This window comes from Pseudomonas sp. MWU347, from assembly GCF_017947305.1.
GTDB lineage: Bacteria > Pseudomonadota > Gammaproteobacteria > Pseudomonadales > Pseudomonadaceae > Aquipseudomonas > Aquipseudomonas putida_A.
In genome coordinates, this window is record NZ_JAFGZB010000006.1 from 222,914 (window position 1) to 235,661 (window position 12,748).

General features: G+C 50.7%; 10 protein-coding genes. 8 read left to right on the forward strand and 2 right to left on the reverse strand.

Annotated features, from left to right (window positions below):
* The first annotated feature begins 171 nt into the window (after positions 1 to 171).
* The 4 genes from KCG87_RS15195 to KCG87_RS15210 are packed head-to-tail and all read left to right on the forward strand — an operon-like array spanning position 172 to position 8,937.
* Entirely contained in the window at positions 172 to 1,650 is a 1,479-nt protein-coding gene (locus KCG87_RS15195) for a DUF262 domain-containing protein (protein ID WP_210558306.1), read from the forward strand.
* Positions 1,647 to 3,599, forward strand: coding sequence for a DUF262 domain-containing protein (locus KCG87_RS15200; protein ID WP_210558308.1), 1,953 nt, complete (start codon positions 1,647 to 1,649; stop codon positions 3,597 to 3,599). The genes KCG87_RS15195 and KCG87_RS15200 overlap by 4 nt, the downstream gene beginning before the upstream one ends.
* Positions 3,592 to 3,771, forward strand: a complete 180-nt coding sequence (locus KCG87_RS15205) for a hypothetical protein (protein ID WP_210558310.1) — start codon at positions 3,592 to 3,594, stop codon at positions 3,769 to 3,771. The genes KCG87_RS15200 and KCG87_RS15205 overlap by 8 nt, the downstream gene beginning before the upstream one ends.
* Positions 3,772 to 3,774: 3 nt before the next feature.
* The gene (locus KCG87_RS15210; RefSeq protein ID WP_210558312.1) at positions 3,775 to 8,937 is read left to right on the forward strand and encodes a RecQ family ATP-dependent DNA helicase; all 5,163 of its coding nucleotides are present in this window, start codon (positions 3,775 to 3,777) and stop codon (positions 8,935 to 8,937) included.
* A 93-nt stretch (positions 8,938 to 9,030) separates the two neighbouring features.
* Here the strand turns inward: KCG87_RS15210 and KCG87_RS15215 are convergent, their stop codons facing one another.
* Both KCG87_RS15215 and KCG87_RS15220 read right to left on the reverse strand, forming a co-directional pair.
* The gene (locus KCG87_RS15215) at positions 9,031 to 9,249 is read right to left on the reverse strand and encodes a hypothetical protein (RefSeq protein ID WP_210558314.1); all 219 of its coding nucleotides are present in this window, start codon (positions 9,247 to 9,249) and stop codon (positions 9,031 to 9,033) included.
* A gap of 132 nt (positions 9,250 to 9,381) precedes the next feature.
* Positions 9,382 to 9,573, reverse strand: coding sequence for an MbcA/ParS/Xre antitoxin family protein (locus tag KCG87_RS15220; protein ID WP_210558316.1), 192 nt, complete (start codon positions 9,571 to 9,573; stop codon positions 9,382 to 9,384).
* A gap of 442 nt (positions 9,574 to 10,015) precedes the next feature.
* Between KCG87_RS15220 and KCG87_RS15225 the strand changes: the two genes are divergently transcribed.
* From KCG87_RS15225 to KCG87_RS27470, 4 genes are all read left to right on the forward strand, one after another.
* Entirely contained in the window at positions 10,016 to 10,363 is a 348-nt protein-coding gene (locus tag KCG87_RS15225) for a hypothetical protein (RefSeq protein ID WP_210558318.1), read from the forward strand.
* Positions 10,364 to 10,523: 160 nt separating this feature from the next.
* Positions 10,524 to 11,594: an AAA family ATPase gene (locus KCG87_RS15230; RefSeq protein WP_210558320.1), complete on the forward strand. Its 1,071-nt coding sequence runs from the start codon at positions 10,524 to 10,526 to the stop codon at positions 11,592 to 11,594.
* Between the two features lie 170 nt (positions 11,595 to 11,764).
* Positions 11,765 to 12,124, forward strand: a complete 360-nt coding sequence (locus KCG87_RS15235; RefSeq protein WP_210558322.1) for a hypothetical protein — start codon at positions 11,765 to 11,767, stop codon at positions 12,122 to 12,124.
* A 150-nt stretch (positions 12,125 to 12,274) separates the two neighbouring features.
* Positions 12,275 to 12,739, forward strand: a complete 465-nt coding sequence (locus tag KCG87_RS27470; protein WP_246881748.1) for a hypothetical protein — start codon at positions 12,275 to 12,277, stop codon at positions 12,737 to 12,739.
* The last annotated feature ends 9 nt before the right edge of the window (positions 12,740 to 12,748 follow it).

Below are 12,748 nucleotides of genomic sequence, written 5' to 3' on the forward strand. Positions count from 1 at the left end.
GGTTGACCACTTCAGGTGCAATACGATTGCTGCTGAACATCACTAAAACAGCACTGCTGCTCCTTGTGTTTGCCGATTTTGGCTGAGATCATTTGGCCATTACTGAGTGTCATAAAATTTTCAAGTCGGCACCAATGCCCAGGCTTGTCTAACCCTAGGGAAGTGGCGCAAGTGACTGAGCAGCTCAAGGATGAACAATGGTCATTGGTTAGCGACCTTGTAACGTCTGATATCGTCGTAGCCAGCACATCGGTAGCCGCACTACTTGGCGGCAAATCGATCATTGGCAGCGGTGATCACCTGATCGAAGGACGTTTGAACATTCCGGAATATCAGCGTCCCTATCGTTGGCAAACAAAACACCTCAAGCGCCTGCTGTGCGATTTAGCAGAGCATTTTTCCCCTCATCCACAACCAGATGGCCCAAGCCATGATTTCTACTTGGGCAGTATCATTTTGCATCAGGCACGTGAGCCACGCGGTCGCAAGGATCAACTGAACATCATTGATGGTCAGCAACGGTTGATCAGCATGGCGTTGTTGGCTCATCTATTGGGTGAACATGTTTTGGCCAATGGTGTGTCATTGTCCTCACCCGAATCTCAGGCCCGTGCCAGCCATAATCTCTTCTGGCTGAAGCAACAGATCCTGCCGAAGATAGATTTCTCACGGGTAAACATCACCCTGGTGGTGACGCGCAGGGAAGATGATGCCTACCGTTTTTTTGAAACACAGAATACTGGCGGGGTGAGGCTTGATGGTGCGGCGATTCTTAAAGCTCACCATTTACGGATGGTGCCGCAAGACGAACAGAATACTCATGCGAGACGCTGGGAGGCCTGGGGAGAGCTGAGCCAAGTTTTGGATGCGGTGATGAAGTCGCGTCATTGGCAAACGCTCAAATGGCGTGGACTGTCTTCTCATCGTCAGCCTGTTCAAGCGCGTGAGGAGATCGTTACAGAATTTGCTGACTGTACAGGACGTGGCGCAGATGTCGCATATCGCACGGTGAGTATCAGCCACTTCCTTGGCGAAAACACACAGCATATGGCTAGCCAGGGGTATGCGATGCGTCAGCCATTAAATGATGGCGCCAATACCATTCACTACTTTGATTACTTTCAGCAGTTGCGCAGAAGTGTATTGCTCAGTCGAAATGACAGCAGCCTGGTGCCATTTCACCAGTTTTATGATGCCTTGGTGGTCAAGGCCAATGGCAGTGAGTTTTTACGCAAGCTGTTTGATTGCACTGTGTTGCTGTATGTCAGTCAGTTTGGCCGTCAGCACCTATTGGAAGCGGGGTACTGGTTATTCCGGGTCGTCTTCGCACCACGCCTTATCAACGAAAAAGCAGTGCGAGAAAGCTCGGCGCAGAGCTTTGTCAAAGATCATCCGATGTTGGACTGGATTGCTGCCAGCTTCACTCATGATGAGCTGATGGTGACGCTCAAGAACTTCAGGTATTCCGTTGCCAACCGCCTGGATTCCAACAGTGTGAAATACAGGTTTGTCCGCTCTGTGCAGGGCTATTTTTCAATGCCATTAGTCGAGTCAGGCGATACGCTGAGCGACGCTTTTGACGATGAGTTCAGAAACGCGATAAGCCGCAAGCTTGAAGTGTTTCCGATGAACAAGGCAGCCGTGCAATGAATACCAGTGTCCTTTCGTTCGTCCAGACACCTTCGCTACTGTGTGCCGATAATGTTTCCCTGATTATCCCAAGCTATCAACGCCCCTATGTATGGCAGAGCGAAGACGTAACCGGCCTGCTGGATCAGATCATTGCTGCCTACGAGGTGGGTGCCCCTCACTATTACATCGGTACGATATTGACCTCGGTTGTCACAACATCCTCAACGGACAGTACCACCTATGAAGTGATTGATGGGCAGCAGCGCATGACGACGCTGATGCTGCTGGCTCTCGCGCTCAACGCCGTTGTGCCAAACAATTCGCTGGGTCGATTCGTCGTGGTGGCAGCTCAACCCCGGCTTGTATTTGCCATCAGGGAAGAAGTCCAACGCTTGCTTGGGCATTGGGCAGGGCTTCAGGCCGACGTCGAGTCCAGGGTATCGACTGAAGTTGAGGGCACCTACCTCAAGCACCTGACCGCTGCACGTAAAGCACTCTCTGACCATCTGAGTGCATTACTGAGCGAACGCGATGAGGCCTTTATGTCCGACGTTGCCGACTACATTTTTACTCAGGTGAAATGGGTCAACAACATCATGCCCAAGGGCATGGATCTGAACCGGCTGTTTTCAACCATGAACAACAGCGGCGTCCAGTTGGAACAGAGCGATATTCTCAAGTCTCGGCTGTTGGGAAAAATCGAAAAGAACAAATCGCGTTACGACGCGATCTGGCAAGCCTGTGAAAATATGCACGACTACTTCGAGCGGAATTTACGATGGGTTTTTCCTTCTGCCGATTGGAAAAATCTGAACAGTGAAGATTTGGCTGAGCACTGCGCCAAGACGTTTCCGCTCGATTGCGCCACGACACAAGCCGAGACAGGCATGAGCATTGCGCAACTCGCCAGGTGGGCCCCGCAGAAGTCCAATGATGATGAGGAGGAGACGTCGGAGCGATTCCGAAACTGTCGTTCAATCATCAGCTTCAGTTTGCTGCTGATGCACACCTACCGTATTTACCTGCATCAGTGGGAAGAAGACGATGTCGAAATTGGCCTGCATGACAGTCGATTGAATGAATATTTTGAGGACTTTGTAGCTCATCTTGATGGGCAGCGAGCTCAGAATTTCATCGAGTGCTTGTGGCAGGTACGCTTTCAGTTTGACCGCTGGGTGGTGAAGTGGCGGCCGGAAGACGGCAGCACCCTCTGGCATTTACGCCTGACAAACGTACATCTAGGCAAAACCGTAGATGGATACCGGCTCAATCGCACCTCTTTGGAGAGCAGTGACCTTAGCCAACTGCAGAGTGTGCGTAATTTTACGGGTGAGCGCAGCGCCCAATATTGGTTGACCCCGTTTCTTGGGGCGTTGATAGCTGGCGAAGCTAACTCGACAGCGCAGGTGCAGGCGCTGCTGGAGCGCATTGATAACCAGTTATCGCTGGCTGATGTCAGCCAGAAAGCGGCCAGTTTTGATCTGCTGTCCGGCACACGCCCAGCCATGAGGGACATTGCTGACGTCGTGGCCCATTTAAAAGTGCCTCAAGGAACTCGCTTTGAGCACTACTGGTTTCAGAAGCTCGAATACATCCTTTGGCGTGAGCGTGGTAGCTTCAATTTCTACGACCCAAAAAAGCTAGCCACCTACCGCGTGACCTCAAAAAACTCAATTGAGCACGTTCATCCTCAGAAGGAGGAATTTGGCCGTCTGATGGATTCTCAGCACTTGGACAGTTTCGGCAATCTGGTGCTATTAAGTCCTAGCGAGAACTCGTCCTATAGCAACCAGAGTGTCGGGAAAAAGCGTGAGGATTTCCGTGACAAAGACCGATACGACTCTCTGAAACTCGCTCATATGTTCAACACCAAGGCTGATGGTGATTGGGATGGCGTAGCGATAAAACAACATCAGGAACAGATGCTGGGGCTGATCGCCCGTCACTATGGAGAGGCCAATGACTGATCGCGAAACACCTGCGAGTGGCATTCTCAAACCGTGGATCATGCTCCATGGGATTTTTTCAGGAGATGGAAATCAAGCTGGAATTGAGGATTACGGAAATATCAAAAAGTACAGTATCCGCAGCAACTTCAGGATGGAAAAAAAGCCTCTCACGTTCAGCAAGGACTCTTGATTTATGAGTGACGTCCCCCCTCTTAATGCTTTGATTTTCGATTTGGAGGTGGTGCCGCCAAGTGATTCGAAACCCGCAAAAATCACCATGGTTGGCGCATTGCGTCCAGATACAGGGCAAGAGCTTGAGCTCAAGATTGCTCGTAACCTGGATGCAGCGCTCGCTGAGATGGACGCAATGGGGCAAGGGGCGAATTGTGTATTGGGACACAATGTCATCGCTCATGATTTGCCACTGCTTAAGTCAGCCGCTCCACATTTGGCCCTTCATGCGCTGAACGTTGTCGATACGCTTCGCCTGTCACCGTTGGCGTTTCCGAAGAACCCCTATCACCGGTTGATCAAAGACTACAAACTCATTCGTGAAAGCTTGAATTCCCCGCTAGGCGATTGCCGGTCGACCCTGACGCTTTTTCTAGATCAACAGTCCGCGTTCTCCGATTTGAAATCGATGAATGCATTGGAGCTTCTTTGTTATCAAACCCTGATTGCCCCGCGTGGCAGTGATCTTGAGTCGGTATTCCGAGCAATAACGGACTCCGATCCACTCCCTGATGCTTCGTTGCGCGAGGCGATTCCTCAGCTTCTGGTTGAGAACGACCCTTTACAGAAAAGGCAGTACAAGGTCTGTCAGACTCGCCTCAAGACATTGTTGGAAAATGATCTTGAAGAACAGGGGCTGCAATGGCCGCTTGCTTATGCTCTTGCCTGGTTAAGGGTGTCTGGCGGGAACTCAGTCATTGCTCCCTGGGTGAGGTACCAGTTTCCAGAAGTCAGCCGGATCGTCACCGAACTTCGTGATGTGCCGTGCGGTAGTGCTAGCTGCAGTTATTGCAGCACCACCCATGACCCTGTTCAGCAACTGAAGAAATACTTTAATTTCGATGCTTTCCGAACCGACAGCGATGGTGTGAATCGTCAACACGACATCGTTCTTTCAGGTATGCAAGGCGAAAACGTTTTGGCCGTTCTTGCGACTGGAGGAGGCAAATCGATTTGTTACCAAGTGCCGGCACTCAACAGGTATCACCGCAATGGAAGCTTGACGGTCATCGTTTCGCCGTTGCAGTCGCTGATGAAAGATCAGGTCGATGGTCTGCTTGCAAAAAACGTTCAATGCGCTGCGGCCCTGAATGGATTGTTGACCTTGCCAGAACGGGCGGAGGTTCTGGAAAAAATCCAGATGGGGGACGTCGGTGTGCTGTTGGTTTCTCCAGAGCAATTTCGCAACAAGACGTTCCGCGCCGCCATAAAGCAGCGTCAGGTTGGGGCATGGATATTTGACGAGGCACACTGCCTGTCCAAATGGGGTAATGATTTCCGTCCAGATTACTTGTATGCCTCTCGTTTCATCCGTGAGTACCATCAGGATCACCCAATCTCGCCGGTCGGATGTTTCACTGCGACGGCCAAACCTGACGTGCTTGCTGACATTCGGGATCACTTTAAGGAAACCCTGGGCATCACGTTCAAGGAGTACATCGGCACGCACGAACGTAAAAATCTGCATTTCGAAGTCCTTCCCAGTACAAAATCTGAAAAGCCAGCACGAGCCCAGCAACTTCTTGAGGACAGTTTGACTAGTCGGGAGGGTGGGGCTGTCATCTTTGTCTCAAGCCGAAAAGGCGCCGAAGAGCTCTCCGAATTTCTGGTGGGGCAGGGTTGGGCTTGCAAGCACTTTCATGCGGGCCTGCCTCCGGCGGAAAAAGCCGATATTCAAAACGAGTTCATCAAGGGAGTATTGCGTGTCATTGTCGCCACAAACGCCTTTGGTATGGGGGTGGATAAGCAAGACATCCGTCTGGTGATTCATGCGGACATCCCAGGATCTTTGGAAAACTATCTGCAAGAGGCGGGGCGCGGCGGAAGAGATCAGGACAATGCGCGATGCGTGCTTCTCTACGACCCACAAGACATCGAAGCCCAGTTCGGACTGAGTGAGCGTGCAAAGCTCAGTCTTCGAGACATTCAGCAGATTCTGAGGAAGCTGCGGCTTGAGAGCTCGAAGCGCAAAGGACGTGACCTGGTGATTACGGCCGGAGAAATCCTATTGGACTCTTCGGTAGAAACCACTTTTGCAGCGGACGATAGGGATGCTGAGACCAAAGTGGTGACGGCGATCGCTTGGCTCGAACGGAGCGACTTCCTGCGCCGGGAAGAAAATCAGACTCGGATTTTTCCAGCACGTACTGCGCTGAGTTTAGATGAGTCGGAAAAGCGGCTTTCGCTCAATGCCAATCTCTCTGTTCGTAGGCTCGCCGAATTTAAAGCGATACTCGCCTATCTCTTCCAGGCTAGTGCAGATCAGCGAATCAACACCGATGAACTCATGTTACTGACTGGGCAATCAGTAGAGGAGGTCTCGGGAGCACTGCAACAGCTGGAGCAAATGGGAATACTGATCAATGATTCCCAGCTCACCGTGTACATCCGTCACGGAATTGCAGGCTCTTCCAACCAAAGGCTGGCTCAGGCGCTGGAGCTTGAGAAAGCGATGTTCGAGTTACTTCCGGAATTGGCCCCTGATGCCGAAAATGGGGACTGGCAGGACATCAATATTTCTACGCTCATAACCGGCTTGAGGGAGAGGGTGGAGCGCGATGAACTGCATCCTCTGCATGTCATTCGATTGTTGCGAAGCTTGGCACAGGATCGTGACGGCGAGAGTCAGCAGCGCAGTACGTTTGAGCTTCATCAAGTCACGCGAGATCTTCTGAAAATACGTTTCTCCGATCGCTATAGCTGGAAAAAAATTCAAGAATTTGGAGAGAAGCGTCGTTCTATCGCTGGGCTGCTGATGAGCTATCTCATTGCACAGCTTCCTCCTGGTGCAAGAGCTCGTGATCTGTTGGTGGAAACGACTTTTGGCAAGTTGGTCGGTGTCATTGAGAGTGACCTCGTTCTGAAGTCCAGCATCCCGGCCGACCAGTTTCGTCGTGCTGTTGAGCATGTGCTCTTGTACATGCATCGACAGGAAGTGCTTATTCTCAATCACGGCATGACCGTCATGCGACGCGCGATGACGATCAAGGTGGACGCAGAGAAGGCCGAGAAAAAAGTCGGCTTTCTAAAGGACGATTATGGACGGCTGGATGAGCACTATCGAGAAAAGTGCATCCAGGTTCACGTCATGCGTGAGTATGCCGAGCGTGCAATCTCCGACATGCAGCCAGCGCTCAATCTAGTCACCGCCTACTTTGTTAATCCCAAGCGTGACTTTATAAAAGAGTACTTCAGTGGACGTGAAGAAATTCTGAAACTGGCAACCAGCGAGCAATCTTGGAAGTCGATCATTAACTCGCTCAGCGGTGTTCAAAAGCTCGTCGTAGCAGACAATGATGATACCAATCGTTTGGTGTTGGCTGGCCCGGGATCTGGAAAAACCCGCGTTATCGTGCATCGAATTGCATATCTACTGCGCGTGCGACGTGTGCCTGCAAGTAGCATCATCGCCTTGGCTTTCAATCGTCATGCCGCCAACGAAATCCGTAAACGCTTGCTGACTTTGGTTGGACGGGACGCATACGGTGTCAGTGTCATGACCTATCACGCCATGTCTATGCGCTTGACGGGGACTCGTTTTGAGCGCGGCGAGCAGGTGGATGAAGGTCGACTCAATCAAGTGATTGCTGATGCCGTGGAGTTGTTGGAAGGTGATGGCCATGCCATGGGGGAAGATGATCTTTGTGAACAGCTGTTACGCGGTTATCGATACATCCTGGTGGACGAATACCAGGACATTGATCAGATGCAGTACCGCCTGGTGAGCGCACTGGCTGGACGTAACGCCGACGAAGACGGCCGGTTGTGCATCCTGGCAGTAGGTGATGATGACCAAAACATCTACAACTGGCGTCATACCAGCAATCAGTACATCGAACAATTTCGAGGTGACTACGAAGCTAGCATCACCTACTTGGTTGAAAATTATCGGTCATCTGCCCACATTATCAATGCGGCAAACCGAGTAATCGGGGCAAACGAAAATCGACTGAAGGCTGAGCATCCCATCACTATTGATAAGGTGCGTGATGTGACGCCGATGGGAGGGGGTTGGGAGGCGCGAGATCCGGTTCGGGCAGGTAAGGTTCTGAGGATTCAAATATCAGCAAGTGATCGGCGCGACGGTAACCTGCAAGCGCAAGCCGTGTTGGCAGAGTTGGCACGGTTGATTGCTTTGGAAGAAAACGGTGCGTGGGACGGTTGTGCTATTTTGGGGCGAACCCATGCATTTCTTAAACCCGTTCAGGCGTGGTGCGAACTCAACGGGGTGCCCTATTTTCTTGCCTCTGAGAAGGAAGACTCGATACCGCTGATTCGACAACGCGGATTCTTGAAGGCGATTGAGTTCGTGCGTTGCGTTGAAGTACCAATGCCAGCGGGAGAGGTGATGTCGATACTGCGCCCTCATCTACAAGACACCCAGTGGCTGGAGTTCTTCGAGACTGCTTTTCTCTGTCTCAGGCAAGAGATGGGAGATTGCCAGCTGACAGCTTTCGCAATTGTTGACTGGCTCTATGAGTACCCCCGAGCGCTTCGTAAGCAAGGTTCGAAGGGGTTGTACCTTGGCACGGTGCATTCGGCAAAGGGACTTGAGTTTCGCCACGTTGGATTACTGGACGGTGGCTGGAGCAAGGAAGTTGCCGGTCTCGATGCCGAGCGACGTTTATACTATGTCGGCATGACCCGAGCAGAAGAAACACTGACGCTTGGTGAGTTCGATTCGGGCAATCCGTTCTGTCGCCAGCTCTCGCGTGATGTACTGTCGAAAAGGCATGAAGGGGACTTCGATCCTCGATTGGCTCGATGCTACGTTCAATTAACGCTTGGGGAAATCGACATAGGATTCGCAGGGAGAAGCGCTGCATCGCATCCTATTCACAGAGCTGTGGCGGAGCTTCAAGTCGGTGACCCTTTAACCTTCAAGTACAACGGCGAACGGTATTTGTTGCTGGATGCGCAGGAGCGAATCGTAGGGCGTACAGCCAAAAGCTTCGTGCCGGACATTGCGATTGATCAGTGTCATGTCGAGGGCATCGTGGTGAGGTACGCAGAGGAAGGTGATCCACAGTTTCATGCTTCATTGAAGGTGGACGCTTGGGAGGTCGTGATTCCGAGGGTGTCTGGCATGCCGTTGGATTCGAAAAATCCACCCGCAAAAGCATGATTCGCCGCTGTGCACTGCAATCCCTATGTTTGCCGTCCCGAGTGATTGGCCTGTGGAGTCATCCTGGTATATCCGGATGACAGGGCTCAGGGGTTAGCCCATCCGGGGGCTTTCGTAGAGGCGCGTAGCTTCCATAGCTTGCTGGTGCTGCTGTTCTTGCAGGGTCTCAGCGAGGGCAAATGCTTCTGCCTCAAAGGCACAGTATTTGTATGCGGCACCATTCGCCACTACGAGCCAGACCGCCTTGACGTTCGGCCCTCGAAAACACTCCGGAATATCAGTTTCTGTCAGCTTATGCACCGCTACAGCCATACCCTTGTTCCTGCTCTCAAAGGGAACTCACAATATCAGCTACATGCAGGCAGGAAAAAGTAGAGAGAGGGAACTTTTTCGGTGGGAGCGAGACTGGATGTTTTCTCAAATCACTGATTTGGCGAGGCACTGCTAAAGGAAAAATCCGTGGTTGATCCTCTCGAGTGCATCTTTAACCGATGCATAACCACTTTCACTTCTGGCGAACTGCAAGGGGGTGATACCTCCCCAAACGGTTTGTGGCGTATTCAGCCAAGCCTTCGCTTTGACCTTGTCCGCGAAAACACGCTCAGCATGTAGTTCAATCAGCTCAACGTAGTTCATTTTTTCACTCCCATGAGATAGATATTTCACTGCTGTATGACTACGCGACTGTTGTCAGGAAGCGTCCTTATCTGAACTGCTGAACAGGAGAGCCTCTCTGCAGGGACATCGTCGATGGTGGCATGAATACAATCGGGATGTCTGTCGGCTGTTCATACTGGAGTTGGTGGGGTAGGGGCGGTCGACCTTCAGCCCGTTGAAGAAATTTGGACGCCGAAAAAAGAAAAACCCGACACGATGGTCGGGTGGTCTGCACCTACCGATTGCTCAGCCCCCAAAATAGAGAGGGAATGGAGAGCTGACTTGGAAAGGCAGAGGCGAATGATGCCAAAGGCCGTCTACCAGATCAATCAGGACGTAGATTTCCAATGGGTCGTGAGCACTGCGACGTCACCCAAAAGGTCGGTTGCTTCACTTTATGAATGTGTTGGGATGAACATCAATGGATGACATCGAGGAGGCAGTGTGGGAGCAGGCACAAGCATGTTATGACCTGGATACGTTTTACGTACTCTTGGATGGCGCTGTGGATAGTTACAAACGGCCTCCAGGTCTAGACACGTCTACGCGGTTGCATGCAACCAGTATCGGGGTAGAGGCTACCCAGATGCTGATGACAATCCTCAGTAGTAAAGGGCATAGACCAGGAATCGAGGCTGCCGGGTATGTGAGTTTGCGTTATGGGCTCAGGGTTCACCTGCAAAACACGTTGCAACGACGATTAGTGGAGGATGGCTACGCATCTGAAGCAATCAAAGAGGATTTGTTGGTAAACGATCTTGGCTTATGAGCAAGGATATGGCTCTTCATAATTAATTATCAAAGGCACCAGTCTCCTTCAATCTTAGTGTCCAAATAGAAGAAATAATTTTTGTCAATAGGAGGTCGCTTCACCTAGGCGAGTTGTTAGGCTGGCGTATAGGCTGGGCAAAACTCAAAAAGGAACTGACATGACTGTAAAAATTAAGCCAAGTGAACTTAAGGCATTACGAAAGTCTAAAAATCTCACCATTAACTGTGCAGCGAAATCTATAAATCGAGATCCTCGAACATGGTCGGAGTATGAGTCAGAAAAAAGATCGTTCTCGAATATTCCGATCGATAATTTTAGTAGCTTTCTGCGAGCCCACAAAATTTTTTGGCCCTTCGCAAAAGTCATAAGCATCTCTGCCTATAAAGGCGGTATAGGAAAATCACCTATCACGATTGCGGTGGCGGCTGTATTTGCTGCGAAAGGGTTTAAAGTAGCGATTGTCACGAATGATGAAATTTATCGAGGCTATAGTAAACAAGAGGTAAAGGAGGCAAAATTTTCGGGTAGGTCTACCGGTTTGGTGGATTTTTATGATGAGCTGGATGTCATCATGTACGCCGGTGAAATGAGTACTCTTAAGCATACTCTGGAAAAAAGTCTACGGGAGCCACACGGTACTGTATTTCCGGGTGACCTAGAGAAGTTGGCACGTAAACAAGCGGCAGGCGTTGAGTTTGATGCATTGAAGAAGAGCTATGATGTCATTTTTCTGGACATCAATCGCGATCTTGCTCAGACCATAATTAAATCCGATCTTGTCGCATTGCTGGTTGATGCAGCTTGTCCTTTTGCCTATTCGAGCACCAAAAGATATTGCGAGTCGATGCGCAAACTAAATGACGGCGTGATGGATTCGATTTACATGCTTCTAACCAATCTTTCACCAGTACCGAGGCTGCGGGGAGGTGTGGAGACGGAGACAAATAGCATTTCTGAGCTGTACGAGTCTCTCGTATGGCGATCAGAGTTCGGGGCCAGTAACTATAAGAAACTGCGGGAGTTAGGAGTTCCGTATTTAAAATCTAGATTTTCCTCAGATCACGAATACTACATTGAACGTCATGATGACAGTCAGATTCTTGATCAGCAATTTTGCTATTTTGATACAGTGATGGATATTGCACCTGATTCTCTCGCAGCTGTGGAAGTGTGCGAAGTTGCGAATGAACTAGAACAACTTCTTTGGGCGAAAGGGCTACACTCCTAGCGCTAAACTGCGCCCGATTGCCGGAGCCGGAGGTTATGGGGCGCTTGGCCCGGGCGTTCGGAATGCAGGGGTTTAGCGTATTGGCCAGTTATCTGGCACAGATTTATCACGACTCGCGTGATGAGTAGTAAATTGAAATCTCTAGGCTTAAATCAAGTGAGTTACTTGGCATGTCGGAGGTGGACTTCCAGGCGTTAAGTCCATTGGTAGATCAATTTGTACAACGCGAACCCCGTCTTGAGAAACTGACTCCATATCGGTCTCGAGACGAGTTGCGCTTTGCGTTGCCAGTGGGGTTCTGGCAGCGGCTAGTTGATCGAGAATTACTGGGGCCATTACTCGTGGAGCGTGAAGGGTTGCAGTCCGTGATCGAAAACGCATGCCGAGGAGCCGAAGCTGAGTGTCCAGATAGTCCAGCTGACGATCCTGCGACCGTTGATTTGGAATTTACTTTCCAGTGTGAACGTGAAGGGATGAATATTGAGGAGCCGCTTCAGGCGTTGGTTATCTTCAAGCGCAATGGGTATTAAAAGCGCAGGTAGCTGTGCATCGGCAGCGCCACTGCCCCCAAGGCTTAGCGTGCCGGTTTTCAAAAATCGACTTCGTGATGTCAAAGCAGTATCGTCGTCGAGGAGATCCTCACGTTGATTTCGCGTAGGTATGACCAGGGAGAGCAGTAAATGGGTGTTATGCAGAGAGAGTCATCGTCTGAGACTGTGCCATTCTTAGCCCGCTTCGCGACACCCCGAACGGGAGACGACAAACTACCTGGTTACTACTCCACTGCGGTGGATATGTGGGTAGTTGATACCCAAGATGGCCCGACACCGATTATCAATCACGGGGCCTTGGCAGAGCTCGTGACGAAGACCAAGGTGAATGCTGAGCAGGATGATGAGGGCTTTCACGCCCTTCATGAGTTGAAGACGTTTACTGATGTTAAAGCGGAAGGCGTTGACTCATCTGCCTCTATGAATCAGCTGCTGGAGTTGTCCAGCAAGACGTTCATCAAGGTCGAAAGCGACGATGCTGGTGATGCGTTCAATCATCTTCTTGAACTGGTAACCAAGACGAACGTTGAGTTGGAAAGGGACGATAGCAGTGACCCATCTCTTGGATTGGATGCTCGCTATTTCGAATGCTAGATAAGGGAT